General features: G+C 63.1%; 28 protein-coding genes and 2 tRNA genes. 17 read left to right on the top strand and 13 right to left on the bottom strand.

What is annotated here, in order from left to right; all coding sequences use genetic code 11:
* Window positions 1-55 precede the first annotated feature (55 nt).
* Window positions 56-445: a hypothetical protein gene (locus D6Z43_RS26410; protein WP_120654931.1), complete on the top strand. Its 390-nt coding sequence runs from the start codon at window positions 56-58 to the stop codon at window positions 443-445.
* An 8-nt stretch (window positions 446-453) separates the two neighbouring features.
* Here D6Z43_RS26410 and D6Z43_RS26405 read toward each other — a convergent pair whose 3' ends face one another.
* Window positions 454-645: a hypothetical protein gene (locus tag D6Z43_RS26405; protein ID WP_120655372.1), complete on the bottom strand. Its 192-nt coding sequence runs from the start codon at window positions 643-645 to the stop codon at window positions 454-456.
* Between the two features lie 138 nt (window positions 646-783).
* On the bottom strand, window positions 784-2,004 hold the full coding sequence (locus D6Z43_RS26400; protein WP_120654930.1) for a YihY family inner membrane protein: 1,221 nt from the start codon (window positions 2,002-2,004) through the stop codon (window positions 784-786).
* Window positions 2,005-2,128: 124 nt separating this feature from the next.
* On the opposite strand from D6Z43_RS26400, the gene arsC reads away from it, so the two are divergent.
* Genes arsC through D6Z43_RS26385 form a run of 3 tightly spaced genes read left to right on the top strand, consistent with a single transcriptional unit; the run spans window position 2,129 to window position 3,484 of the window.
* Complete coding sequence (gene arsC / locus D6Z43_RS26395; RefSeq protein WP_120654929.1) at window positions 2,129-2,482, top strand: arsenate reductase (glutaredoxin); 354 nt, start codon at window positions 2,129-2,131, stop codon at window positions 2,480-2,482.
* The gene (gene wrbA / locus D6Z43_RS26390; RefSeq protein ID WP_120654928.1) at window positions 2,479-3,084 is read left to right on the top strand and encodes an NAD(P)H:quinone oxidoreductase; all 606 of its coding nucleotides are present in this window, start codon (window positions 2,479-2,481) and stop codon (window positions 3,082-3,084) included. Before arsC ends, wrbA begins: the two co-directional genes overlap by 4 nt.
* Complete coding sequence (locus D6Z43_RS26385; RefSeq protein WP_120654927.1) at window positions 3,077-3,484, top strand: DUF2069 domain-containing protein; 408 nt, start codon at window positions 3,077-3,079, stop codon at window positions 3,482-3,484. Before wrbA ends, D6Z43_RS26385 begins: the two co-directional genes overlap by 8 nt.
* A 71-nt stretch (window positions 3,485-3,555) precedes the next feature.
* Here the strand turns inward: D6Z43_RS26385 and hda are convergent, their stop codons facing one another.
* Genes hda through D6Z43_RS26365 form a run of 4 tightly spaced genes read right to left on the bottom strand, consistent with a single transcriptional unit; the run spans window position 3,556 to window position 6,980 of the window.
* Window positions 3,556-4,260 carry a DnaA regulatory inactivator Hda gene (hda, locus tag D6Z43_RS26380; RefSeq protein ID WP_044873840.1) on the bottom strand — a complete coding sequence of 235 codons (705 nt, stop codon included), beginning with the start codon at window positions 4,258-4,260 and terminating at the stop codon, window positions 3,556-3,558.
* Window positions 4,257-5,351 carry an AI-2E family transporter gene (locus D6Z43_RS26375; protein WP_120654926.1) on the bottom strand — a complete coding sequence of 365 codons (1,095 nt, stop codon included), beginning with the start codon at window positions 5,349-5,351 and terminating at the stop codon, window positions 4,257-4,259. The genes hda and D6Z43_RS26375 overlap by 4 nt, the downstream gene beginning before the upstream one ends.
* A gap of 1 nt (window position 5,352) precedes the next feature.
* Entirely contained in the window at window positions 5,353-5,901 is a 549-nt protein-coding gene (locus tag D6Z43_RS26370; protein ID WP_120654925.1) for a CDP-alcohol phosphatidyltransferase family protein, read from the bottom strand.
* Window positions 5,902-5,939: 38 nt separating this feature from the next.
* Window positions 5,940-6,980, bottom strand: a complete 1,041-nt coding sequence (locus D6Z43_RS26365) for a DUF2066 domain-containing protein (RefSeq protein WP_120655371.1) — start codon at window positions 6,978-6,980, stop codon at window positions 5,940-5,942.
* Window positions 6,981-7,209: 229 nt separating this feature from the next.
* On the opposite strand from D6Z43_RS26365, the gene purM reads away from it, so the two are divergent.
* The 4 genes from purM (at window position 7,210) to D6Z43_RS26345 (ending at window position 10,092) form a co-directional block, all read left to right on the top strand.
* Window positions 7,210-8,268, top strand: coding sequence for a phosphoribosylformylglycinamidine cyclo-ligase (gene purM, locus D6Z43_RS26360; protein ID WP_120654924.1), 1,059 nt, complete (start codon window positions 7,210-7,212; stop codon window positions 8,266-8,268).
* On the top strand, window positions 8,268-8,918 hold the full coding sequence (gene purN / locus D6Z43_RS26355) for a phosphoribosylglycinamide formyltransferase (RefSeq protein ID WP_120654923.1): 651 nt from the start codon (window positions 8,268-8,270) through the stop codon (window positions 8,916-8,918). Before purM ends, purN begins: the two co-directional genes overlap by 1 nt.
* 11 nt (window positions 8,919-8,929) lie before the next feature.
* The gene (locus D6Z43_RS26350) at window positions 8,930-9,646 is read left to right on the top strand and encodes a DUF3108 domain-containing protein (protein ID WP_120654922.1); all 717 of its coding nucleotides are present in this window, start codon (window positions 8,930-8,932) and stop codon (window positions 9,644-9,646) included.
* Window positions 9,647-9,816: 170 nt separating this feature from the next.
* Window positions 9,817-10,092 carry a Rho-binding antiterminator gene (locus tag D6Z43_RS26345; protein WP_069086607.1) on the top strand — a complete coding sequence of 92 codons (276 nt, stop codon included), beginning with the start codon at window positions 9,817-9,819 and terminating at the stop codon, window positions 10,090-10,092.
* A gap of 123 nt (window positions 10,093-10,215) precedes the next feature.
* Here D6Z43_RS26345 and D6Z43_RS26340 read toward each other — a convergent pair whose 3' ends face one another.
* The 5 genes from D6Z43_RS26340 to cysM form a co-directional block, all read right to left on the bottom strand.
* Window positions 10,216-10,755: a DUF2058 domain-containing protein gene (locus D6Z43_RS26340; protein ID WP_120654921.1), complete on the bottom strand. Its 540-nt coding sequence runs from the start codon at window positions 10,753-10,755 to the stop codon at window positions 10,216-10,218.
* 21 nt (window positions 10,756-10,776) lie between these two features.
* Window positions 10,777-11,607, bottom strand: coding sequence for a nucleoside triphosphate pyrophosphohydrolase (gene mazG / locus D6Z43_RS26335; RefSeq protein ID WP_120654920.1), 831 nt, complete (start codon window positions 11,605-11,607; stop codon window positions 10,777-10,779).
* Window positions 11,608-11,718: 111 nt separating this feature from the next.
* Window positions 11,719-13,965, bottom strand: a complete 2,247-nt coding sequence (gene relA / locus D6Z43_RS26330; protein WP_120654919.1) for a GTP diphosphokinase — start codon at window positions 13,963-13,965, stop codon at window positions 11,719-11,721.
* A gap of 83 nt (window positions 13,966-14,048) precedes the next feature.
* Complete coding sequence (gene rlmD, locus D6Z43_RS26325; RefSeq protein ID WP_120654918.1) at window positions 14,049-15,401, bottom strand: 23S rRNA (uracil(1939)-C(5))-methyltransferase RlmD; 1,353 nt, start codon at window positions 15,399-15,401, stop codon at window positions 14,049-14,051.
* Window positions 15,402-15,536: 135 nt separating this feature from the next.
* Complete coding sequence (cysM, locus tag D6Z43_RS26320; protein ID WP_120654917.1) at window positions 15,537-16,445, bottom strand: cysteine synthase CysM; 909 nt, start codon at window positions 16,443-16,445, stop codon at window positions 15,537-15,539.
* 521 nt (window positions 16,446-16,966) lie between these two features.
* Here cysM and D6Z43_RS26310 point away from each other — a divergent pair.
* From D6Z43_RS26310 to D6Z43_RS26300, 3 genes are all read left to right on the top strand, one after another.
* Window positions 16,967-17,647: a Fe2+-dependent dioxygenase gene (locus D6Z43_RS26310; RefSeq protein ID WP_120654915.1), complete on the top strand. Its 681-nt coding sequence runs from the start codon at window positions 16,967-16,969 to the stop codon at window positions 17,645-17,647.
* Window positions 17,648-17,649: 2 nt separating this feature from the next.
* Window positions 17,650-18,450 carry a tetratricopeptide repeat protein gene (locus D6Z43_RS26305; protein ID WP_120654914.1) on the top strand — a complete coding sequence of 267 codons (801 nt, stop codon included), beginning with the start codon at window positions 17,650-17,652 and terminating at the stop codon, window positions 18,448-18,450.
* 76 nt (window positions 18,451-18,526) lie between these two features.
* Entirely contained in the window at window positions 18,527-18,706 is a 180-nt protein-coding gene (locus tag D6Z43_RS26300; protein WP_120654913.1) for a hypothetical protein, read from the top strand.
* A 127-nt stretch (window positions 18,707-18,833) separates the two neighbouring features.
* Here the strand turns inward: D6Z43_RS26300 and D6Z43_RS28005 are convergent, their stop codons facing one another.
* Complete coding sequence (locus tag D6Z43_RS28005) at window positions 18,834-18,995, bottom strand: hypothetical protein (RefSeq protein WP_153920858.1); 162 nt, start codon at window positions 18,993-18,995, stop codon at window positions 18,834-18,836.
* Between the two features lie 120 nt (window positions 18,996-19,115).
* Here D6Z43_RS28005 and D6Z43_RS26295 point away from each other — a divergent pair, with 120 nt between their 5' ends.
* From D6Z43_RS26295 to D6Z43_RS26280, 4 genes are read left to right on the top strand one after another with little or no spacing between them, the layout of a single operon-like run.
* On the top strand, window positions 19,116-21,872 hold the full coding sequence (locus D6Z43_RS26295) for an ATP-binding protein (RefSeq protein ID WP_120655370.1): 2,757 nt from the start codon (window positions 19,116-19,118) through the stop codon (window positions 21,870-21,872).
* A gap of 60 nt (window positions 21,873-21,932) precedes the next feature.
* A complete protein-coding gene (locus D6Z43_RS26290) occupies window positions 21,933-22,916 on the top strand; it encodes a 2-hydroxyacid dehydrogenase (protein ID WP_120655369.1) in 984 nt (327 codons plus the stop codon).
* Between the two features lie 35 nt (window positions 22,917-22,951).
* Complete coding sequence (locus tag D6Z43_RS26285) at window positions 22,952-23,392, top strand: hypothetical protein (RefSeq protein WP_120654912.1); 441 nt, start codon at window positions 22,952-22,954, stop codon at window positions 23,390-23,392.
* Window positions 23,389-23,796 (top strand): META domain-containing protein, encoded by a 408-nt coding sequence (locus D6Z43_RS26280; protein ID WP_120654911.1) that lies wholly within the window; start codon window positions 23,389-23,391, stop codon window positions 23,794-23,796. The genes D6Z43_RS26285 and D6Z43_RS26280 overlap by 4 nt, the downstream gene beginning before the upstream one ends.
* A 142-nt stretch (window positions 23,797-23,938) precedes the next feature.
* On the opposite strand, the gene dinB is transcribed toward D6Z43_RS26280, so the two are convergent.
* Window positions 23,939-24,994, bottom strand: a complete 1,056-nt coding sequence (gene dinB, locus D6Z43_RS26275; RefSeq protein ID WP_120654910.1) for a DNA polymerase IV — start codon at window positions 24,992-24,994, stop codon at window positions 23,939-23,941.
* 186 nt (window positions 24,995-25,180) lie between these two features.
* Here dinB and D6Z43_RS26270 point away from each other — a divergent pair.
* Together D6Z43_RS26270 and D6Z43_RS26265 are read left to right on the top strand one after the other, a co-directional pair.
* A tRNA-Met gene (locus tag D6Z43_RS26270) sits at window positions 25,181-25,257 on the top strand.
* 116 nt (window positions 25,258-25,373) lie between these two features.
* A tRNA-Met gene (locus D6Z43_RS26265) sits at window positions 25,374-25,450 on the top strand.
* The last annotated feature ends 99 nt before the right edge of the window (window positions 25,451-25,549 follow it).

The raw sequence follows: 25,549 nt of genomic DNA, 5'->3' as shown, positions 1-25,549 counted from the left end.
TGCTTATAATCCTGCCCTATCGGTACGAGCGTACCTTTCCCAGCCTGGATGCCCCATGCCACAGCAAGACAGCCTGATCGGCCCTGTCCCTGTCCGAATCATCGAAGTCGCCCGCTCCACTCTCACCCCATTCGAGGGAAGGGTGGCTGATTTCAATGTCGCGGCCTGGTTGCACCTGCCCGGAATGACCGATCTGCCGGTCTCGCTGCTGGTGAGCTATATGGACGGCGGACAACGCCGCGAGGTCGCGGTGGATCACGGCAGGCTGAATACCAAGGGCAAGATTCTACTGGCGGGCATCGCCCGCGTGCCGTTCAAGCAGAAAATCGAGCTGATGCAGGTGCGCCTGCGCTCGGCGGTACCAATCAAGGGTTTGCTGGTGGAAGAACTCTTCGTGCAGGCCGTGGAACTGGCCGAGCCAGCAAAGAGCCAGGCTCGCGCCTGACCTGCAACTCAGCCGGGCAGCGCCCGATTGTTCTCCTGGAGCGACAGCTCCGCACTCTCCCATTCCTCCTGCACGACCACAGGTGTCAGCGACTCTGGCCAGTGGCGGAAACTCAGCCCGGTCACCCGATTGAGTCCCTCCAGCGCCCGTTGCGGTGCGCGCTCGTGCAGACGGACCAGTTTGTCTTTCTTGCTACCCATCGCTCTCATCCCCTGGCCATCGACTCGATGGCCTCTTCCCTGTCAGTGCCATAAGCATGCCAATCGCTCGGACCCGCTATCGCACGGGCCGCTGTTGCGTCCAGCAAACGCTCCGTCGTTTGTAACTGACAAATTTCGTCAGTCGTTCCCCGGCTTGAGCCACTGCGCCAGGCTGCCACCGAACAAGGCCTGCTGCTCTTCCTGAAGCAGCTCAAGGGCCGTGCGCAGCGGCGGATACCATTCCTCGTCCAGATGCTCGGGCAATTGGTTCAACCGTGGAAGCGGCCAAGGCAAATGAACGAGCAATTGATAGAAACTGTAGCCTCCCAGATCGCGACAGAGCACCCAGTTACCGCCGCTGGCGCGGCAGACCAGATGCTGGCTTTCCAGCAGCTCCAGCATTTCCAGCCATTCGTCTTCCGGCAAATGCCAGCCGGCCCGCTGCACGTCGAGATGACGAACCGGCATGCCACGCAATTGTCGGTCGTGGAACACTCGCAGGATGCCCAGCAATACCAGCAGGCGCGGCAATGCGCGGCGTCGCCAGTGCCAGGGAGTCGAAAGGTTGCAGACCAGCTCGGCACCGAACAGCACGATCACCCACGACAGATAAATCCACAGCAGGAACAGTGGCACCGTTGCGAAGGCGCCATAAATCAACTGGTATCCGGGAAAGAAGCTGACATAGAGCCCGAACAATGCCTTGGCGGCTTCGAACAACAATGCCGTGAAGGCACCGCCCACCAGCGCATGGCGCACGGGTACCCGGGCATTGGGTACCGCAGCGTAGATCAGCGTGAAAGCGGCAATGCTGGAGAGCAGCGGCATGAAGCCCAGCAGCGTCTTGGCGCCGATCAGTGCATCCGGACCGGAAATCAGCGACAGCGATGTGATGTAGGTGCTGACGGCAAAGCCCGCCCCCAGCAGCAACGGGCCCAGGCTGAGGATCGCCCAATAGAGCAGGAAGCTGGATACGCCTCGACGTGGCTGGCGCACGCGCCAGATGGTGTTGAAGGCTTTTTCGATGGTCACCAGCATCATGAATGCCGTTACCACCAGCAGGCCAACCCCGACCCATGTCAGGTGCCGGGCCTGTACCGTGAAGCCACGCAGGTATTCCTGCAGGGTTTCACCGGTGGAAGGGACGAAGTTGCGGAAAATGAAGCTCTGGATCTGCTCGCCCGTCCCCTCGAAAGCCGGGATGGCCGAGAGCATGGTGAAGGTCACCGTCATCATCGGCACTACGGCGAACAGGCTCGTATAGGTCAGGGCCGCTGCGCTGTTGGTGCCATGATCGGCAATGAACCTCTGCAGCAGGAAGCGCCAGAATTCGACGACGTCGGTGAGGCGTTGGCGCATTCCATCTCCTTGATTCAGATCGATCCGGCCAGGCTAAGCAGACCGCAAGCGCAGCTCACGGTTCAGACCGGCGCCACGACGCGGTTAGAATAGCCGCCTCGACCAAGCCCATGCGACCCCCGACATGACCGAATTGACCCTCTACCACAACCCGCGCTGCTCCAAATCCCGCGGAGCCCTGGAGCTGCTGGAAGCCCGTGGCCTGGCACCCACCATTGTGCGGTACCTGGAAACCCCTCCCAACGCCGCCGAACTGCGTGATCTGCTGGCCAAGCTGGGGCTATCCGCCCGCCAGCTACTGCGCACCGGCGAGGACGAGTACAAGGCCCTCGGACTGGACGATGCCAGCCTCTCCGAAGCGCAGCTGATCGCCGCCATGGCCACGCACCCCAAGTTGATCGAGCGCCCCATCCTGATCGCAGGTGACAAGGCTGTTGTCGGCCGACCGCCGGAGAAGGTCCTGGAGATCCTTCCTTGAGCGCGCCCTACATCCTGGTCCTGTACTACAGCCGCCACGGTGCCACCGCCGAAATGGCCAGGCATATCGCCCGAGGTATCGAGCTGAGCGGTCTGGAGGCACGTCTGCGCACCGTACCGGCAGTGTCCACCGAGTGCGAAGCGGTTGCCCCGGACATTCCTGCCGACGGCGCGCTCTACGCCACACTGGACGACCTGCGCCATTGCGCTGGCCTGGCCTTGGGCAGCCCCACCCGCTTCGGCAACATGGCGGCCCCTCTCAAGTATTTCCTCGACGGCACCAGCAGCCTCTGGCTCACCGGCGAACTGGTTGGCAAACCGGCGGCAGTGTTCACCTCGACCGCCAGCTTGCACGGCGGCCAGGAAACCACGCTGCTGTCCATGCTGCTGCCACTGATGCACCACGGCATGCTGGTCACCGGCTTGCCCTATAGCGAGTCGGCGCTGCTGGAAACCCGTGGCGGCGGCACCCCCTACGGCGCGAGCCACCACGCCGGTGCCGATGGCAAGCGCCCACTGGACGTGCACGAAATCGCCCTCTGCCGCGCCCTGGGTCAACGCCTGGCGCAGACCGCCCAACGCCTGGAGGCTCCGCGTGGCTAAGAAACCCAAGACACTGCCGGAACTGACGTGGCTGACCCCGCGCATGACGGCCAGCCGCGTAGTCAGCCTGGTGAGTTTCATCGCCCTGGCTGCACTGCTTACGGTCAACACACTGTTCTTCGCCGACCTGCACGGCGCCCGGACCTGGGTGGTCCTGGCCATCCTGCTGGTTCCGCTGGCGCTGCTGGCACCCGGCATGATCCTCGGCAACGCTCGTGCTCATGCCTGGGCCTGCTTCGTGGTTAACCTCTATTTCATCCAGGGCGTACTCGCCGCTATCGATCCGGCGCGCAGCCTGTTCGGCTGGCTGGAAGCCGGTCTCAGCCTGCTGTTGTTCTGCGCCGCCCTGCTCTATACCCGATGGCGGTTCCAGTACAATCGCAAGCTGGCGGGAGAGTGATTCCTGCACGGAAACGAAAAAGCCCGGATTCAGATCCGGGCTTTTTCTTCAGCGACCCCACGAAGCGTTGGCTACCAGCCGAAGATTTCCTTGAGGAAAGGAATGGTCAGCTTGCGCTGGGCCTGGAGCGAAGCCTGATCGAGGATGTCCAGCAGATCGAACAGGAGGTTCATGCTGCGCGGGCCGCGGGTCAGGATGAAACGCCCGACTTCGTCGGTCAGGTGCAGGCCACGGCGCGAGGCCCGCAGCTGCAACGCTCGCAGCTTGTCCTCGTCGGACAGCGCATGCAGCTGGAACACCAGCGCCAGGGTCAGGCGCGACTTCAAGTCAGGCAGCTTCACCCCCAATTCGCGCGGCGATTTGCTGGCAGACAGCAGTAGCTTTCGACCGGCATCGCGCAGGCGGTTGAACAGGTGGAACAGGCCTTCTTCCCATTCCGGCCGACCGGCCAGGGCATGCAGGTCGTCCAGGCAGACCAGTTCACACTGTTCCAGGTTGTCGAAGACTTCCGGACCGTAGTGCACCAGTTCGTCCATGGGCAGGTAGATCGCCTGTTCGTCGCGCTGCTCGAAACGCAGGCAGGCGGCCTGCAGCAGGTGACTGCGCCCGGCGCCCTCGCCCCCCCAGAGATAAATCAGGCTTTCGGTCCAGCCCGCATCAGGCTCGCACAGGCGCTCGACATAGCCGAGTGCCGCGGCGTTGGCGCCGGGATAGAAGTTGGCGAAGGTGGCGTCGTCACGCAGACGCACACTCAGGGGAAGCTGGATCGGTGTCATGCCGTACTGGAAGGGTCGTCTGGACCGCTACTCGACTGTCCGTAAAGGTCGGAAAGTTTATAGAAATCATGCGCATGGCGCAGCAAAACCATGATGATCGCTGCAACTGGCAGAGCCAGGAGCACACCAGTGAAGCCAAACAGCTGGCCGCCGGCAAGTATCGCAAAGATAACTGCCACTGGGTGAAGGCCGATACGATCACCCACCAACAGCGGCGTCAGCAGCATACCTTCGAGCAATTGTCCCACTGTGAAGACCGCTACGACGCCGACCAGCGGATAGAGTTCGAAACCGCCGTACTGGAAGAGAGCGGCAATCAATGCGGCACCGAAGCCGACGACGAACCCCATGTAGGGCACGATGCTGGCCAGGCCTGCCAGCAAACCGATCAGCAATCCCAGATCGAGCCCTACCAGCATCAGACCGACGGCATAGATGAGGCCCAGCGCCAGCATCACCAGCAATTGGCCGCGAAGGAAGGCCCCCAGCACTTCGTGACATTCACCTACAAGCCCGACAACCAGGGACTCACGATTGCGCGGCAGCAAGCCACGGAGCTTAGCCACCATCAGATCCCAGTCGCGCAACAGATAGAAGCCCACTACGGGGATCAGCAACAGGTTGCCCAGCCAGCCCAGCAGCGCCAGCCCCGAGGCAGTGACGCTGGCAAGCAGAGTACCGGCGAAATCCGTGGTCTGGCCGAGATGGCCGCTGATCACCGCCTTGAAACGGTCGAAGCGCCAGAATTCACCGGGCAGGCCGAGCTTGGCCTGAACCCAGGGCAACGCCGTTTGCTGTAGCCAGTCGATCATCTGCGGCGCCACCTCGTAGAGGCGGAAAAGTTGACGACCGAGCATGGGCAACAGGACCAGCAGCAGCGCCAGCAGGACCAGTCCGAACAGGCCGAACACCAGCACGACGCCCCAGGTACGCGAAAGTCCCAGGCGCTCAAGGCGATCCACCAGTGGGTCTCCGAGGTAAGCCAGCAGCATGCCTATCAGGAACGGCGAGAGAACCGGGTGTAGCTGATAAAGCAGCCACCCCAAAAGCAGGAAGCCACCCAGCCATAGCCAGCGGCGTGAATCGGTCATGTCAGGCCCTCATCCTTGCGTAGCGATATTTCCGTCCCCAATCCCAGATGTACTGGGCTCCGCTGCATAGCGTCACCACCAGTACCAGCCAGCTCAAGGGCCAGCGCAATGAAGCCAGTGCCGGAGCCAGGCTGAGCTCCAGCAACAGGCACAGCACCAGCAGCATCTGCAGCAATGTACTCAGCTTGCCCAGCCGGCTTGGCAAGAACTCCGCCGGTCCCGCCAGTACCCGGAACAGCCCGGCACCGAGCAGGATCAGCAGGTCCCGCAGGACCACCACGAGCGTCAGCCAGAACGGCAGCAACTGGGTCATGGCCAGGCAGACGAAGCTGGTCACCAGCAGTAGCTTGTCGGCCACAGGGTCGAACAGCGAACCGAACCGACTGGTCCAGCCGTAGCGCCGGGCAAGGAAACCATCCAGGGCATCGGAACAACCCGCCACGGCAAAAAGGACAAGCGCCTGCGCATATCGATCGGACAACAGAAGCCCGGCAATGGGAAGAACCAGTGCCAGGCGCAGCAGAGTCAACAGATTGGGCAACTGGTGCATGGCATCCCCGTCACGGGTAGGCCAGCAGTTTACGCCCGCTACCAGTGGAAGCGCAGCAGGTTGTTGCGCGGTATCACCTGGGGCGCCGGCGCTGCCTGCGGATCAGCGGAAGGGGCCGGTGCGGCCGGCGGTTCGGCTGCTGACTCCTGGAGTCCGGCCAGGGACAGCTGAGCACGCAGCTGTTCGGGGCTGGCGTTGACCCGATACTCAAGGCGGTCGCCGTCAACCTTCAGCAGGCGTGCTCCGAAGGGTTCCAGCAGGCGAGACAGCTCGGCGTAACGGGCGAGGTTGGCACCTTGTACTTCCAGCTCCAGGTTCTGTCCGGAGCCGGGAGCCACCACGAAGCGCGGCGCCAGACGCTGGCTCACTGCGGACATCACGGCATCGGCCAGCGCGGCGCTGTCAGCCCCTTCGGCGGTGCCCTGCTCGCGGCTGTCACCCAGCCACAGGCGCCACTGGGCCTGCCATTTGCCATCGGCCTCACTGGCATCCACCGCCAGCAGGGCATCCGCGCCATAGCGCTCGGACGCCTGGGTCAGGGCGCCGGGCTTGGCGGATGTCAGCTGCTCGGGCGTCGCCAGCAGTTGCTCGTTGAGATCGGCGATCGGCAGGCGCAGCGGCAGGCCGCGGTTCTGTGCTGCCTGGCGCAACGGAGTTGCGGCGTCCTGGCCGTCGCCCACCAGGTTGTTACTGCCTTCGCCGGAGCGATTCAGCCACCAGGCCAGGATGGCTGGGCGATTGGCACTCCACAGAGGGATGCCGGCCTGGCGCAGGGTCCGTTCGGTGGTAACCGGATCGAAGTCGACCACCAGGGTCTGGCCTTCATACCCGTATTGGCTGACGAGCTGCTGCGGGTCCTTGCGCACGGCCTCCAGCGCGGGACTCTGGGCGGCCTTGGGATCGCCGGACAGGCGCATTACCAGGGTTTCCAGAGCGCGCACCAAGGCCTGGGTACGCTCCTCCGGCTGCTGAGATGCTACCGGTTCGCGAACCTGGTAGAGGTTCTCGGCCGTTTCAGCATGGGCGGGCAAGCCCAGCAGCGTGAGGCAAAGCAGGACAGCTGAAGCGATCAGGCGCATGGTGGATTCTCTGTAGGCGAACAGATGCAGCATAGGCCGCAATCGAAGGGCTATACCTTAATCAGCCGCTTGCCCCGGGGCAACGCAGGCGTTTTCACATTGTTTTCTCCTTGGGCCGACCGCTGCGGATGGCCGCTACCGGGCAAGCCTGATAAAATCGCGCGCCTTCGCAAACCGGCAGCCAGACTTGCCGGTCGATCCTCGAATTTCCCCCTATAGGCCTGGATTTATGAGCAAGCAACCCTCCCTGAGCTACAAGGACGCCGGTGTAGACATCGACGCTGGTGAAGCCCTGGTCGAACGCATCAAAGGCGTGGCCAAGCGCACCGCGCGCCCGGAAGTGATGGGCGGCCTGGGCGGCTTCGGCGCCCTCTGCGAAATCCCGGCCGGCTACAAGCAGCCGGTCCTGGTGTCCGGCACTGACGGCGTCGGCACCAAGCTGCGCCTGGCGCTGAACCTGAACAAACACGACAGCATCGGCCAGGACCTCGTGGCCATGTGCGTGAACGACCTGGTGGTCTGCGGCGCCGAGCCGCTGTTCTTCCTGGACTACTACGCCACCGGCAAGCTCAACGTCGACGTGGCTGCTACCGTGGTCACCGGCATCGGCGCCGGCTGCGAACTGGCTGGCTGCTCCCTGGTTGGCGGCGAGACCGCCGAAATGCCCGGCATGTACGAAGGCGAAGACTACGACCTGGCCGGCTTCTGTGTCGGCGTGGTGGAAAAAGCCGAAATCATCGACGGCTCCAAGGTCCGCACCGGTGACACCCTGATCGCCCTGCCCTCCTCCGGTCCGCATTCCAACGGCTACTCGCTGATCCGCAAGATCATCGAAGTCAGCGGCGTCGATATCGAACAGGTCCAGCTCGACGGCAAGCCCCTGGCCGACCTGCTGATGGCCCCGACCCGCATCTATGTGAAGCCGCTGCTGCAGCTGATCAAGGAAACCGGCGCGGTCAAGGCCATGGCCCACATCACTGGCGGCGGCCTGCTGGACAACATTCCGCGCGTTCTGCCGGACAACGCCCAGGCAGTGATCGACGTAGCCAGCTGGCAGCGTCCGGCGGTATTCGACTGGCTGCAGGAACAAGGCAACGTCGACGAGACCGAAATGCACCGCGTGCTGAACTGCGGCGTGGGCATGGTCATTTGCGTTGCACCGGAGCAGGTCGAAGCCTCGCTCAAGGTCCTGCGTGCAGCCGGCGAGCAGCCCTGGGTCATCGGTGAAATCGCTGCGGCCGCCGAAGGTGCCCAACGCGTCGTACTGAACAACCTGAAGAGTCACTGATGGTTGCACGCTGTGATGTGGTGGTGCTGATCTCCGGCTCTGGCAGCAACCTGCAGGCGCTGATCGACAGCATCACCGGCGACGACCATCCGGCCCGCATTCGCGCGGTGATATCCAACCGCGCCGATGCCTTCGGCCTGGAACGGGCGAAAAAGGCCGGCATCGAAACCGGGATACTCGATCACAAGGCCTATGCCGACCGCGAAGCCTTCGATGCCGCCCTGATCGAAGCCATCGATGCCTATTCCCCACAACTGGTGGTGCTGGCTGGTTTCATGCGGATTCTCACGCCCGGTTTCGTGCGCCACTACCACGGGCGCCTGCTGAACATTCATCCGTCGCTGTTGCCCAAGTACAAGGGATTGCACACCCACCAGCGCGCGCTGGAAGCCGGTGATTCCGAGCATGGCTGCAGCGTGCACTTCGTCACCGAAGAACTTGATGGTGGCCCTCTGGTAGTGCAGGCCCTGATCCCGGTAGAGTCGAACGACTCGCCGGATAGTCTGGCCCAGCGGGTCCATGCACAGGAACACCGCATCTATCCGCTGGCCATGCGCTGGTTTGCCGAAGGCAGACTGCGCCTGGGCCCGAACGGCGCCGAAATGGATGGACAAGCGTTGCCTCCCTCGGGGCAACAACTGCGTAACTAGGAGATTCGCCAATGCGTCGTGCCTTGCTGTTGCTCCTCGCCCTCGTGGCCCTGCCCGCCGTGGCAGTCGAGTTGAAACCCTTCGAGGCCAGCTACACCGCCGACTGGAAACAGCTGCCTGTCAGCGGCACCGCCGGACGGAGCCTGAAGCAGCTCGATAATGGCCGCTGGGAGCTGGACTTCGAAGCATCCATGCTGGTCGCCAGCCTCAGCGAAGTGAGCACCTTCCGCCTCGAGAACAACGCTTTCATGCCCCTGACCTACCGCTTCAATCGCAGCGGCCTGGGCAAGAGCAAACAGGTGGAGTTCGATTTCGACTGGGCCCAGAAACAGATCATCGGCAACGACCGCGGCAATCAGGTTCGCCTGCCCTTGAACCGTGGCCTGCAAGATAAATCCACCTACCAGCTGGTGCTCCAGCACGACGTCGCCGACGGCAAGAAGAGCATGAGCTACCAGGTGATCGATGGCGACGAGATCGAAACCTACGACTTCCGCGTATTGGGCGAGGAGCGCGTACGCACCAAGGCCGGCCTTGTAGACGCGATCAAGGTCGAGCGTGTGCGTGACCCCACCCAGAGCAGCCGTAAGACCGTGCTCTGGTTCGCCAAGGACTGGGACTACCTGCTGGTCCGCCTGCACCAGGTGGAAAAGGACGGCAAGGAATACCAGATCATGCTCAAGGAGGGCACAGTCAACGGCAAGTCGGTAAAAGGCCTGCAGGAGTAACACCCCCTCACGAAGAACCGGGCCCAGTGCCCGGTTTTTTGTGCCTGGGGGAAACCCGCCGAACCTTGGTCGGGACCTGGATGGGCGAAACAGGCGGATACTTGAAGGTAAGCCAAGGCGCGCCCGCAGCGCCTATGCTGTCCATCCGACATGCCGCAGAGGACACTGCCATGACCGAGGAATATCTGCCGCTCTCCTGCGACCTCTATGACTACATCGAGATCGCCTGCCTGCATCGCTACCAGTTGCATATCGAGCTGGCTGGCGGTGCGCGCCTGGACGCGCGTGCCATGACCACCCTGACGACCCCCGACAAGGAAGAGTTCCTGATCGTGCAGAACGAGGGTGGCCAGGAGCGCCTGCGGCTGGACCAGATAACGGCGATCACACCGTTGACCGAGGGTGCGAGCTTCGGGCGGGTGTTGCTGGGGAATCAGATCTGCTGAAGCGCGTCGCCAGCCCAGACACGCTGGATAGCCCCGCTCCGCCCGCCCCGGATTGCGTCCAGGCTACAGGAGCTGCGCTCCCACAATGAAAAACCGGGCACAAGGCCCGGTTTCGTCACCGCATTACCACATCAGGTCATCCGGCACCTTGTAGGCCGCGTACGGATCATCGGCATCCGGCTCTTCGGTCTGGGTGTTGAGCAGCACCACCCGGCGCGGATCGCGCTCCTGAATACGCAGGGCAGCATCACGGGGAATGATCTCGTAGCCGCCGCCATGGCGGACGACAGCCAGCGAGCCGCGGCTCAGCTTGTCACGCAGCATGGCGTTGACCGCGATGCGCTTGACCTTCTTCTCGTCGACAAAGTTGTAGTAGTCGTCGGTAGTCAGCTTCGGCAGGCGTGAGCTTTCGATCAGTTGCTTGATCTGCGCCGCCTTGGCCTTCTGGTCGGCCTTTTCCTGTTGCTGGCGGTTCAGCTCCTGGTCACGGGCGGCCTTCTCGGCCTGGGCCTGCAAGGCAGCCTGACGCAGGCTATCGTCCTTCTCGACCTGGTTCTTCTTCTCCAGGCGCTGTTGTTTCTGTTGCTGTTTGCCGGCCTGTTTGACCTGCTTTTCGTTCACCAGCCCGGCTTTCAGCAGCTGGTCGCGGAGGGAAAGGCTCATGACGGGGTTCAGTCTCTCGAGTTAACAGCCAAGGCTGAGTTTTTCCTGTTTCTTGGCTTCGCCCCAGAGGGCATCCAGTTCTTCCAGGGTGCAATCTTCAATGGGACGACCCGCCTCGCGCAATGCCTGTTCGATAAAGCGGAAGCGACGGTCGAATTTTGCATTGGCGCCACGCAGGGCGGTTTCCGGATCGACCTTGAGGTGACGGGTCAGGTTGACCACCACGAACAGCAAATCACCCAGCTCATCGGCGATGGCCTGCGGGTCGTTGTCGCTCATGGCCTCCAGAACCTCGTCCAGCTCCTCACGGAGCTTGTCGATCACCGGCAGTGCCTCAGGCCAGTCGAAACCCACCTGGGCCGCGCGTTTCTGCAATTTGGCGGCGCGGCTCAGGGCAGGCAACGCGGTAGGTACGTCATCCAGAAGTGAAAGCTGCTCAGGGGCATCAGCCTTCTCCGCGCGCTCCTCGGCCTTGATCTCTTCCCAGCGCTGCTTGATCGCGGCTTCTTCCAGCCGGGCCATGTCCGGCGCGCCATAGAGATCGCCGTCGGGGAAGACATGGGGGTGACGGCGGACCAGCTTGCGGGTGATTGCATCCACCACACCGGCGAACTCAAAGCGCCCCTCCTCCTTGGCCAACTGGCTGTAATAGACCACCTGGAACAGCAGGTCGCCGAGCTCGCCCGGCAGATGGTCGAAGTCACCGCGCTCGATGGCATCGGCCACCTCGTAGGCTTCCTCGATCGTGTGCGGGACGATGCTGGCGTAGTCCTGCTTGAGGTCCCAGGGGCAGCCGTACTGCGGATCGCGCAGCCGGGCCATGAGGTGCAGCAGGTCATCGAGTTGGTACATGGTGGGGGTCCCGTTAAAAACGCCTGTAGGTCGGTGCGGGCCACGCTGGTTAGAGCGAAGCGAAACCCAACGCTCGTCGTTGGGCCTCGCAGGCTCGGACCAACCTACAGATCAGGCAGCCCGGTTGCGACGGGCTTCGATGATATTCGGCAGCTGCGAGATGCGCGCCAGCAACCGGCCCAGCGCGTCCAGGCCGGGGATCTCGATGGTCAGCAGCATGGCGGCGGTGTTGTCTTCCTTGTTGGAGCGGGTATTCACCGCCAGCACGTTGATGCGCTCGTTGAGCAGTACCTGGGAGACGTCACGCAGCAAACCGGAACGGTCGTAGGCGCGGATGATGATGTCCACCGGGTAGGTCTGTACCGGTACCGGTCCCCAGCTCACCTGGATCATCCGCTCGGGCTCACGACCACCCAGTTGCAACACCGATGGGCAGTCCTGGCGGTGAATGCTGACACCGCGACCAAGGGTGATGTAGCCCACGATGGGATCGCCCGGCAGCGGTTGGCAGCAGCCAGCCATCTGCGTGAGCAGGTTGCCCACGCCCTGGATCTGCACGTCTCCGCGCTTGCCAGGCTTGTTGTGAGACGGCCTCCGAGGGATCAGCTCCAACTGCTCGCTATGGCCACGCTCCGGCTCTACCAGCGCCTGAGCGGCGTTGACCACATGGGCCAAACGCAGATCGCCGGCGCCGAGGGCCGCGTACATGTCTTCGGCTGTACGCAGATTGCACTTCTCGGCCAGCTTCTCGAAGTCCACCGGCGGCAATGCCAGGCGCGACAGTTCGCGTTCGAGCATCGCCTTGCCCGCTGCGACGTTCTGGTCGCGGGCCTGCAGCTTGAACCAGTGGACGATCTTCGCCCGCGCGCGCGAGGTGGTGATGTAGCCGAGGTTCGGGTTCAGCCAGTCGCGGCTGGGCGCACCGTGCTTGCCGGTGATGATTTCCACCTGCTCGCCAGTCTGCAGTCCGTAGTTCAGCGGCACGATACGACCGTTGACCTTGGCACCGCGGCAGTTGTGGCCGATTTCGGTGTGGACGCGGTAGGCGAAGTCTAGCGGCGTGGCGCCCTTGGGCAGATCGATGGCGTGGCCATCGGGGGTGAAGACATAGACGCGGTCGGGCTCGATATCCACCCGCAGTTGCTCGGCCAGGCCACCGATGTCGCCCAGTTCCTCGTGCCATTCGAGCACCTGGCGCAACCAGGCGATCTTCTCTTCGTAGTGGTCAGAGCTGGACTTGACGTCAGTGCCCTTGTAGCGCCAATGGGCGCAGACCCCTAGCTCGGCTTCCTCGTGCATGGCGTGGGTGCGGATCTGCACTTCCAGCACCTTGCCGTCCGGGCCGATCACCGCGGTGTGCAGGGAGCGGTAGCCGTTCTCCTTGGGGTTGGCGATGTAGTCGTCGAATTCCTTGGGAATGTGCCGCCATAGGGTGTGGACGATGCCGAGTGCGGTGTAGCAATCACGTACCTCGGGCACAAGCACGCGTACGGCACGTACGTCGTAGATCTGGCTGAATTGCAGGCCCTTGCGCTGCATCTTCCGCCAGATGGAATAGATGTGTTTGGCGCGGCCGCTGATGTCGGCCTTGATGCCGGTGGCGGCCAGCTCCTCGCGAAGCTGCTTCATCACGTCGGCGATGTACTGCTCGCGATCGAGACGGCGCTCATGGAGCAGCTTGGCGATCTGCTTGTATTGCTCCGGCTCCAGGTAGCGGAAGGACAGGTCTTCCAGCTCCCACTTGATGTGGCCGATGCCGAGGCGGTGGGCGAGAGGCGCGTAGATGTCGAACACCTCGCGGGCAACGCGGTGCCGTTTCTCCTCGTCGGTGTTCTTCACTTCACGAATGGCACAGGTACGCTCGGCCAGCTTGATCAGCGCGACTCGTACGTCGTCGACCATGGCGACCAGCATCTTGCGCAGGTTCTCCACCTGCGCCTGGGTGCCGAGGACCATGGATTGCCGGGGGTTGAGGCTGGCGCTGATCGCAGCCATGCGCAACACGCCCTCGATCAGCTTGGCGACCACCGGACCGAATCGCTGTTGCACAGCCTGCAACTGGATCTTGCCTTCACGCACGCCGCGGTAGATCACTGCAGCCACCAGGGATTCCTGGTCCAGCTTCAGGTCAGCCAGGATCTCGGCGATTTCCAGACCGGTCTGGAAGCTCGAGTTGCCCTCCGCCCAACTGTTCTGCGCGGCGATGGCCTGTTGTTCGGCGTCGCGGGCGAACTCGCACGCCTCCTTGAGTACCGCGCGGTCGAGCACCGGATCGAGGCTGATGACATGGTCCAGCCACGCCTCGAGGTTGATGCTGCCGTCCGTATTGACCGGCTGTTGCGCTCTCACCTGTACCATCTTGCCTACCTTCCCTACGACGTGAACCCCTCACGCCGAATTGTCGCCAGCCTCTGTCGTGCCGGTCGGATTACACGGGCTTCCTAGCCCGCCTCGAATAACGCCATGGCCTCGACATGGGCCGTTTGAGGAAACATGTCGAGAATCCCGGCCTTCTTCAGCTGGTATCCCTGCTTGACCAGTTCAGCACTGTCACGCGCCAGGGTCGACGGGTTGCAGGATACATAGACCACTCGTTGCGCACCGGTTGCAGCGATCTGCCGAACGGCTTCGAAAGCACCGTCTCGTGGCGGATCGAGCAGCACAGCGTCGAACCCCTGTCTGGCCCAGGGCGCCTTGGCCAAGGGGTTCGACAGGTCGGCCTGGAAGAAGTGCACATTCTCCAGGCCGTTGGCCGTGGCATTGCCGCGTGCCCGTTGCACCATCGCCTCCACACCTTCCACCGCAACCACCTCGCGCACCTGGCGCGCCAATGGCAGGGCGAAGTTGCCGAGGCCGCAGAACAAGTCCAGCACCCGCTCGCCCGGCTGCGGATTCATCCAGTCTAGCGCCTGCGCCACCATTGCTTCGTTGACCGTTTCATTTACCTGGACGAAATCGCCGGGGCGATATTCAAGCTCCAGGTTCCAACGTTCCAGACGGTAGCCCAGGCGAGCAGCAGGCTGATCCGGTTGGGGTTCGCCCTCGCCGTGCAGCCAGAGTTGGGCCTGATGCGCCGCGCAGAACTCGCGAAGGCGCTGCAGGTCGGCCTCGCCAAGTGGCTGCGTGTGACGCAACAGCAACGCCGATGCGGTGCCATGGAATAGCTCCACATGCCCGACTACCTGGGGCTTGTCCAGGCCCCTAAGCAGGTCGGGCAGTGCCCGCATCAACGTTTGCAAGGGCTGTACCAGCACCTGGCAATCCTTGATCCCGACTATCGCCTGGCTGGCGGCCGCGCGGAATCCGACTTCCAGATGGCGGGCCTTGACATCCCAGCGCACGGCGATGCGAGCGCGGCGCCGATAACCGAATTCGGTCCCCACAAGTGGGGCCACCCACTCCTGCGGCTGGAGGTCGGCGAAACGCGCCAGCTGCTCAGCAAGCGTGCGCTGTTTCAGGGCGAGCTGTTCGACATGGGGCAGGTGCTGCAGGGTGCAGCCACCACACTGGCCGGCATGGGCGCAGGGCGGTACCAGGCGCATAGCGTTGGCGCTGAGCACACGCTCGGCACGGGCCTCCACAATCTGGCTGCGAGCCGCAAGGACACGGGCTTCCACTTCTTCACCCGGTAGCGCACCGGCAACGAACCAGGTGCGCCCTTCGACGAAGGCTATGCCACGCCCGTCATGGGCCAGCCGCTCGATGGAGAGCCGCTGCTTCTTGCCCACTGGGACTTGCTGGGACCGCGCTCCGCCGCTGGGCTGGAAGCGCAGGCCTGTGTTACGCCGGGACATGATGAACGCTCTGAAGAGATCGTGAAGAGCGGCCCGAGAGCAAAGCGGCCGGAGCGCAGCGACGAGACATATCGTTTGGACAGGCAAGGAGCGAGCACCGCCCAACGCAGCTATCGGGACGCGCAGTAGATATCTTCACAGCCGTTCTGGGTCTTCGTAGATGCCGGTGGAGAGGTAACGATCGCCACGGTCGCAGATGATCGCCACCATCACGGCATTCTCCACTTCGCGGGACAGGCGCAGCATCGCGGCCACCGCACCGCCGGAGGAGACACCGCAGAAGATGCCTTCTTCGCGGGCCAGGCGGCGCATGGTTTCTTCGGCTTCGATCTGGGCCATGTCGACCACGCGATCGACACGGTCGGCCTGGTAGATCTTCGGCAGGTATTCCTGCGGCCAGCGGCGGATGCCGGGGATGGCCGAGCCTTCCTGCGGCTGCAGGCCGACGATCTGGATATTCGGGTTCTGCTCCTTGAGGTAGCGCGACACGCCCATGATGGTGCCGGTGGTACCCATGGAGCTGACGAAATGGGTAATGGTGCCCTGGGTCTGCTGCCAGATTTCCGGGCCGGTGCCGACGTAATGGGCCTCCGGGTTGTCGCCGTTGGCGAACTGGTCCAGTACCTTGCCACGCCCACCTCGCTGCAGGCTTTCTGCCAGGTCGCGGGCACCTTCCATGCCCTCTTCGCGGCTCACCAGGATCAGCTCGGCACCGTAGGCTGTCATGGCGGCCTTGCGCTCGGCGCTCATGTTGTCCGGCATGATCAGCATCATCTTGTAGCCCTTGATGGCCGCAGCCATGGCCAGAGCGATGCCAGTGTTGCCGGAGGTGGCTTCGATCAGGGTGTCACCGGGTTTGATGTCACCACGCAGTTCGGCGCGCGTAATCATCGACAGGGCTGGGCGATCCTTGACGGAGCCGGCGGGGTTGTTGCCTTCGAGCTTGACCAGGAGGGTATTGCTGGTTTCGCCGGCCAGCCGCTGCAAACGCACCAGCGGGGTATGGCCGATGCAATCGGCGATTGTGGGGTACTGCAGGGTCATGGCGGGTTTCGCAATCCAGACGCAGGGGGTGCATATGATAGCGGCAAACCGCGCTACGCCATATCGCGCTAGCGTTTCGGCTTATGGCGTGGAGCTATATATATGTAGCGGAAAGGCATTTCTCGCACCCCCGAATAACGAAAGCCCCGGCGGGTTTCCCGGCCGGGGCTTCCGCTTGCTGCGCTTAGAAGTGCACGCTGGCGGTGAACTGCGCGATACGGCCAGCCGCATGGTTGACGATGCTGGTCACCACGCCGGCACGATCACCCACCGCGCCCGGGTCCACCACCTCGCTATCCAGGTAGCTGTAGCCGGCGAATACCTGCCACTTGTCGGTCAGCCTGCCGCTGGCAGGTGAGCCAATGGTTGTCGAAATTAATTGACATGTCTTATTCGCATCTTTTTTACAACATTTCCAAAGTAATCCGTGAGCGCAAAAAGGCCCCGAGCGCTTCGGTTTTACAGGCTGAATGAAAATAAATACTATTCGCCTCCATCTCAGTTTTCCCCGGTGCACCGCCATGCTTCTGCACATTCCCGGCATCTTCACTTCAGAAGAGGCAACGCGCATCCGCGAGGCCCTGGAGCAGGCCGACTGGTTGGACGGCAAGGCTACTGCGGGATACCAGTCAGCCAAGGCCAAGCACAACGAGCAATTGGCAGAAGGCGACCCGCTGGCTCGCGAAATCAGCAGTGCCATGCTGCAACGGCTGTGGAACAACCCCCTGTTCGTATCCGCGGTCCTGCCGAACAAGGTCTATCCGCCGCTGTTCAATCGCTACCGGTGCGGCGGCACCTTCGGCTACCACATCGACAACGCCGTGCGCCCAATCAAGGGCAGCTCCGAGCACGTCCGCACCGATGTGTCCGCCACGCTGTTCTTCAGCGAGCCGGATGCCTACGACGGCGGAGACCTGGTTATCCAGGACACCTATGGCGCCCATCGCGTGAAACTGGCAGCCGGCGACCTGGTGATCTACCCCTCCAGCAGCCTGCACCAAGTGGAACCGGTTACCCGTGGTGAACGCCTCGCCTCGTTTTTCTGGATCCAGAGCATGGTCCGCGAGGACAGTCAGCGGACGCTGCTGTTCGAGATGGACCAGGCCATCCAGAGTCTTGCGCGTGACGTTCCGGACCATCCCGCATTGGTCCAGCTCACAGGCAATTACCACAACCTTCTGCGTCGCTGGGTCGAGGTCTAGGCATGCACCTCACCCTGACACGCACTGAAACCCTCAGCAGCGAAGAACTTCGCGAACGTCTGGCCAGCGATCCGCGCCAGGCAGCCCGAACCATTCTTAGCGCCGCGCGGGACGGGGTGACTGAAGCACAGACGCTGCTGGGCCAGATTCTCCTGGACGGCCAGGGCATCGAGCAGGACGCCGCGCTGGCGCGCACCTGGTTCCAGATCGCCGCCGAGCGCGGCGACGCCATGGCGCGGAACATGCTCGGCCGTTGCCTGGAGCAGGGCTGGGGAGGCCTGATCGACCTGCCTGGCGCCGCGTCTCACTTCCGCATGGCCGCGGCAGCGGGACTCGATTGGGGGATGTACAACTTCGCGGGTCTGCTGGCCACCGGACGCGGCGTCCAGCGCGATCAGCACCAGGCCATGGCGCTCTACCTGCGCGCGGCACAATTGGGACATGCCAAGTCGATGAACCTGGTGGGGCGCTATTACGAGGAAGGCATCACTGTTGAGCCTGATTCCAAGGTTGCCTTCGCCTGGTATCGCCGCTCCGCCGAAGCTGGCGACTTCCGCGGCCAGTTCAGCCTTGCTGCGGTGCTGGCGGCCAAAGGCGAGGTGGATGAAGCCGTCCACTGGCTGGAACAGGCCCTGGCGGGAGGGAACCTCAATTTCCTGCGAGCCAGCCGCGCCAGCCTGGCTGAAGCGGCAGAACCACGCATCCAGGCGCTGGCCCTGCCCTACTACCAGCGCGCGGCCGAACTGGGCGACGACAGCGATCGCGAGGCGCTACAGGAATACCTGTTGATAGCGCACCGGTAAACCAAACGTAAAAACTTTCTTTTGAGAAGCCCTCTCATCTGATCCCCTCCATTTTTTCACCGGGGAGAAACTTGCGATGAGCACAAACAGGTCCGAGGGCGCCATTCTGCCTTCGGCAAACCTTTGCCTGGCCGCGAAGAAACGCGGTGGTGCGGACTATTCCGGCAAGGAGATGAAGTACATCGCCCCGGAAAGCCTCAGCCTGTGGGCCACCTGCAGGCCGTTCGCCGAACTGACCACCAACGTCAGGTTCTGACCTGTGACGGGGCGGCTCAGCTCGGGCTGCCCTGCCAGACCGGCAGACGAAGGTACATGCACAGCCCGGATCGAGGTTACGCGCCCAGACCGCCCCACCCTGCAGGACGATCGCGCTGCGGCGATGCTCAAACCCAAACCGAAGCCGCCATCCCCTGACGTGCCTGGTTGAGCCGGGCGAAGGGTTCGAGCATCAGTTCCAGTTGTTCTTCGAGTACACCTGAGCCTTCGTCGCGGAGATCGTCCTTGATAGCCAGGATTCGAGCGGGAGCGCGATGGATACCTAGCACGGAGATCACCTGCAAACAGGAATGATTACGTAGAGCGCCGGCAATTCTACAAGACGGCCAGCAGATTCCCACCCAATGAGTCGCTACACTGCGCGGAAAGCGCATGGGGAGAGGATGGGCGTGTACAAGGATCTGGGTATCAAGGGCCGCGTGCTCATGCTGACGTTGCTGCCCACCAGCCTGCTGGCACTGGTATTGGGCGGCTATTTCACCTGGGTGCAGCAGGCCGACATGCAGGCCCAGCTGCTGCAACGCGGCCAGATGATCGCCGAGCACCTGGCGCCTCTCGCTGCTCCCGCATTGATTCGCGGGGACGCTGTGTTGCTGGAGCGCATCGCCGACCACGCGCTGGACCAGGCCGATGTGCGCGCAGTGAGTTTCATCGGTGCTGATCACAAGCGCCTCGCCCATGCCGGGCCCCGCATGCTCAATGAAAGCCCTGATGGCGAAGGCAACAATCTCTCGCTGACGAGCAACACGGAGGCCACTCGCTTCCTGCAGCCAGTGTTCGAGCGCCATCGGGTGCTTTCCGGCGACAAGACACCACTACCCAACGACAACCTGCTGGGTTGGGTTGAACTGGAAATGTCCCACCAGGGCACCTTGCTGCGCGGCTATCGCAGCCTGCTCGCCAGTCTGTTGCTGATCTCCACGGGCCTGGGTGTCACCGCTTTGCTGGCCCTGCGCATGAGCCGCGCGATCAACGACCCCTTACGCCGCATCAAGCAGGGTGTCGCGCTGCTCAAGGAGGGTCGCCTGGAAACCCGCCTGCCCCCGCTGGGTAGCCATGAACTGGACGAACTGGCGTCAGGCATCAATCGCATGGCTGAGGCCCTGCAGACCGCCCAGGAAGAACTGCAGCACAACATCGACCAGGCCACCGAGGACGTCCGCCAGAACCTCGAGACCATCGAGATCCAGAACATCGAGCTGGACCTGGCGCGCAAGGAAGCCCTGGAGGCAAGCCGCATCAAGTCAGAGTTCCTCGCCAACATGAGCCACGAGATCCGCACCCCGCTCAACGGCATTCTCGGTTTCACCAACCTGCTGAAGAAAAGCGACCTCACCTCACGCCAGCAGGACTACCTCGCCACCATCGAAAAATCCGCCGACAGCCTGCTGGGAATCATCAACGAGGTGCTCGACTTCTCGAAGATCGAGGCTGGCAAACTGGTCCTGGAGAGCATCCCCTTCAATCTCCGCGACCTGGTCCAGGACACCCTCACCATCCTTGCCCCGGCTGCCCACGAGAAACACCTGGAGCTGGTCAGCCTGGTCTATCGCGACACCCCCCTGCACCTGATGGGCGATCCGATGCGTCTCAAGCAGGTCCTGACCAACCTGGTGAGCAATGCCATCAAGTTCACCCGCGAAGGCAGCATCGCCGTGCGCGCCATGCTCGAAGACGACAGCGACGACGAGCTGGCGCAGTTGCGCATCAGCGTTCAGGACACCGGCATCGGCCTGACCGACGCAGACTTGCGCGCCTTGTTCCAGGCCTTCACCCAGGCCGACAACTCCCTCTCCCGCCAGGCCGGTGGCACCGGTCTCGGCCTGGTGATATCCAAGCGCCTTATCGAACAGATGGGCGGTGAGATTGGCGTCAGCAGCACACCGGGGGTCGGCTCGGAGTTCTGGATCACGCTCAGCCTGCCCAAGTCGCTGGACGAGATGGAGAGCGGTGTACAACCCCAACTGGAAGGCCGTCGCATAGCCGTGCTGGAGCCACAGGAACTGACACGGCAGTCGCTGCATCACCAACTGGAAGACTGCGGCCTGGAAGTGTTGGACTACCCGAGCATCAGCGCTCTGGTGGACGACGTCGCCGCACGCCGCCTGAGCAAGCGCCCAATCGGCCTCGCCGTGATCGGCGCCGACGTCCAGGCACTTTCACCAGAGCAGCTCAGCCAAAGGGTCTGGGATCTCGAACAGCTCGGCTGCAAGAGCCTGGTGCTCTGCCCCACGACCGAACAGGCGCTCTACCATCGCGCCCTGCCCGAAGCACATAGCCAATTGCAGGCCAAGCCCACCTGCACAATCAAGCTGCAGCAGGCCCTGAGCGGCCTGGTCAGCCCCCGCCAAATGCGCGTCGAGCCGCAGCAACCGAACAACAGCCGTGCGCCACGTCTGCTCTGCGTCGACGACAACCCGGCCAACCTACTTCTGGTGCAGACCCTGCTGACGGACATGGGCGCCGAAGTGCGAGCCGTCGACAGCGGCTTCGACGCCATAGAAGCCGTGCAACGCGAGCGCTTCGACCTGATCCTGATGGATGTGCAGATGCCCGGCATGGATGGCACCCAGGCCACCGAGGCGATCCGCCGCTGGGAAAGCGACCAGCGCATCGATCCGGTGCCCATCGTCGCCCTCACCGCCCACGCTCTGGCGAACGAAAAGCGCGCCCTGCTCCAGGGCGGAATGGACGACTACCTGACCAAGCCCATTGGCGAACGCCAGCTGGCCCAGGTCGTCCTCAAATGGACCGGCCTCAGCCTCGGTAGCCAGCCCGTGCAACGCCAGGGGCGTGAAGGCCGGCTGGATGATGGCCTGGAAGTGCTCGACCCGGAGGAAGGGTTGCGCCTGGCCGCGGGCAAGGCGGACCTTGCCGCGGACATGCTTTCGATGTTGCTGGCCTCTCTCGACGCAGACCGCGAAGCCATCCAGCTCGCCGCCCGCAGTGGCGACCGCACCACCCTGCTGGAACGCGTTCACCGCCTGCACGGCGCCACTCGCTACTGCGGCGTTCCACAACTGCGCGCAGCCTGCCAGCGCAGCGAAACCCTGCTCAAACAGAACGATCCCGGCGCCCCGCAGGCACTGGCTGAACTGGATGCGGCCATCGCTCGCCTCGCCGAAGTGGCGCGAATGGAGGCCTGACCCGGAACAACGTGCAGTGGCCAGACGCCAGCTATGCTGCTGGGCAACCAAGGAGAATCCATGCGCACCATTCTGTTCAGCAGTCAGGCCTATGATCGCGAGAGCTTCCTCGGGGCCGGCCCAAACTTCGAGCTGCACTTCCAGCAGACGCGGCTGACCCTCGACACCACGGCCCTGGCCAATGGTTTCGATGTGGTCTGCGCATTCATCAATGACGACCTGTGCGCCCCCGTACTGGAGCGCCTGGCCAGCGGCGGTACACGACTCATCGCCCTGCGTTCGGCCGGCTACAACCATGTCGACCTGGCGGCCGCCAAGCGCCTCGGCCTGACCGTGGTGCGAGTACCGGCCTACTCCCCCCATGCCGTAGCCGAGCACGCGGTAGCGCTGATCCTGGCGCTCAACCGACGCCTGCATCGTGCCTATAACCGCACCCGCGAAGGCGACTTCACCCTCCACGGCCTGACTGGTTTCGATCTGGTAGGCAAGACCGTCGGCGTGGTCGGCACCGGCCAGATCGGCGCCACCTTCGCTCGCATCATGGCCGGCTTCGGCTGCGGCCTGCTGGCCTTCGATCCGCAGCGCAATCCGAGTGTCGAAGCGATGGGCGCGGTCTATGTCGAGCTGCCGGAATTGCTGGCCGATAGCGACGTCATCAGCCTCCATTGCCCGCTCAATGAGGCCACCCGGCATCTGATCAACTCCAGTAGCCTGGAACAGATGAAACCCGGTGCCATGTTGATCAACACCGGGCGCGGTGCCCTGGTGGATACGCCAGCGCTGATCGATGCGCTGAAATCCGGCCAGCTCGGCTACCTGGGCCTGGATGTCTATGAAGAAGAAGCCAACCTGTTCTTCGAGGACCGTTCCGACCTGCCCCTGCAGGACGATGTGCTGGCGCGACTGCTCACCTTTCCCAACGTGATCATCACCGCCCACCAGGCCTTCCTCACCCACGAAGCCTTATCCGCCATAGCCCGCACCACCCTGGATAACATCCTCGCCTGGGCCGCCGGACGGCCGTGCAATCAGGTGGACGCCTAGGCCGTGTTAGCATGCGCGGCGCTTCCGGAGGACCTATGGCCGAACACGATTTCCGTTACAACCTGCTCAATCCCGCCCACACCTTGAACGAATGCCGCGCCCTCTCCCCGGGCCTCTACCAGGTAACGGGTACCGGCGGCTCGATCAAGACTGGCGACACCCTGCTGGTAACCCTCAAAGGCAGCCGCGACCTCAGCATGCGCCTGACCGTGGACAAGGTGCGCCACCTGATCAACCCGCCCGGCCAGTGGCTGGCGGTGGCCAAGGGCCCGGTTTTCAAGGAGCTCTCGATTCACAACTGGCAAGTTGACTGTGACGCCTGCGGCGCGCACCTGGACTTCGAGTTCGCCGTCGACGGCGGCCTCGGCAAGCAGGCCCAGGCCCCCGCCGCCGAAGCGCGTATCGCGGAGCTGGGCTGGCGCAGCCAGGCTGGCAAGCATTACTGCCCGAACTGTCGTCAGGAGGACGCCCAATGATCCCAAAAACCCTGCTGCTGACTGCCGTGGCTGCCGCTCTCACAGGCTGCGCCACTGACCGTCCGCAACTGGAAACCGGCACGACCTATCAGGTGGAGTGGATCGGCGAACGCCCGCTGATCGACCGTAGCCACCTGACCATCACCCTGGGCGACGACAACCGCGCCTACGGCAACGCCGGCTGCAACCACTGGTTCGCGTCCTACACCCTGGAAGGCGACAAGCTCACCTTCGGCGCCGCCGGCAGCACCCGCAAGATGTGCGCCCCAGCACTGATGGAGCAGGAACAGCGCTTCCTCGACTCCCTGGGCAAGGTGCAACGCTGGGACATTTCCCCCATCGACCAACTGCGCCTGTGGCCCGCCGAAGGCAAGCCGATCCGGCTTTGGCCGGCGGAAGGTTGATCTCCTCCTCCCGCGCCATCCTTTCAATGTAGGGGTAAACTCACTCGCCAAGGGCAGCAACGCTGCCCCTCGCAGCGTCGAAGGGCAGGCCTTCGACCTGCTTGGCGAATGAGTTCGCCCCTACAAAAAGGCGGGGCGTGCGTCAGAACAGGGATAGTTGCTCGAGCGAGCCACGCAGGTCCTGCAACCTCACCCCCACGCCAATCAGACGCACCGGTTTGTCGCCACGGGCGAATGCCGTGCTCAGCAGTTGCCGATAGCTGTCCAGGTCACGACGGGCACCGGCCTGTTCCAGAGTGGTCTGGGTGAAGTCGTGGAACTTCAGCTTCACGAAGGGTTTATCCGGTTTGTAGCTGGCATCCAGCCGCGCCATTCGCCCGCGTAGTTCATCCAGCAGGGCCGGTAGTTGCTCAAGGCAGGCGTCCAGATTCGGCAAATCCTGGTCATAGGTGTTTTCCACGCTGATGGACTGTCGGCGGCTGTCCACCTGCACGATGCGGTCGTCCTGACCACGGGCCAGGTTGTAGAGGCGCTCGCCGAAGCTGCCGAACTCTCGTGCCAGTGCCAGCTTGCTCCAGTCGCGAAGGTCCGCACAGGTGCGTACCCCCAGGCGCGCAAGCTTCTCTGCAGTCACCTTGCCGACCCCATGCAGCTTGCCCACCGGAAGCGCGGCGACGAATTCGTCCACCTGGTCCGGCGTGACCACGAACAGGCCATCCGGCTTGCGCCAGTCACTGGCGATCTTGGCGATGAACTTGTTGGGCGCAACACCAGCGGACACCGTGATATGCAACTCCGCCGCCACTCGCCGGCGAATTTCCTGGGCAATGCGCGTTGCGCTGCCATTGAAATGCGGGCTGTCGGATACATCCAGGTAAGCCTCGTCCAACGACAACGGCTCGATGATCTCGGTGTAGTCGCGAAAAATCTGGTGGATTTGCCGCGACACGGATTTATAGACATCCATCCGCGGACGGACGATGTTCAGGTCCGGGCACAACTTGACGGCCGTGCGCATCGGCATGGCCGAGCGTATTCCGTAGGCCCGTGCGTCGTAGTTGCAGGTAGCCACGACCCCGCGCTTGTCCGGGGAACCACCCACGGCCAGGGGCTTACCCGCCAAAGCAGGGTCATCGCGCATTTCGATAGCGGCGTAGAAGCAGTCGCAGTCAATGTGGATGATTTTTCGTTGCGGCATGGCGGTAGGTGGCGCAGGGGCGGTTCGGGTAACCGGCGATGATACAGCAGCCGTCGCTCCCGCCGGCCGCTCTAGCGTAGTAGTAAGCCAGCCTTGCCCTCTCCGCGGATTGCTAAATATTTGAGGGAAAAAGATTTTTTCTGAGAAATCGTTTGACAGCCCCTCGCAGAACTGTAGAATTGCCGCCGCGGGATGGAGCAGTCTGGTAGCTCGTCGGGCTCATAACCCGAAGGTCGTTGGTTCAAATCCAGCTCCCGCAACCAACATTAGGAAAAGGCCACTCTTCGGAGTGGCCTTTTTCGTTTGGGCTCGAATTAAGTATTTGATTTAAAAAGCAGAAATCATTTGACAGCCCCCCGCCGATCTGTAGAATTGCCGTCGCGGGATGGAGCAGTCTGGTAGCTCGTCGGGCTCATAACCCGAAGGTCGTTGGTTCAAATCCAGCTCCCGCAACCAACATTAGGAAAAGGCCACTCTTCGGAGTGGCCTTTTTCGTTTCCACCGTCCCTCCGTCTGTCCAGGCTGTTCGTCAGTCACCCGACCGGACAAGTCCCG

The sequence above is a fragment of the Pseudomonas sp. DY-1 genome, from assembly GCF_003626975.1.
In the GTDB taxonomy this organism is placed as follows: domain Bacteria; phylum Pseudomonadota; class Gammaproteobacteria; order Pseudomonadales; family Pseudomonadaceae; genus Metapseudomonas.
Note: the sequence above shows the minus strand (reverse complement) of the source record. Positions and strands in the feature narration are given on the sequence as shown.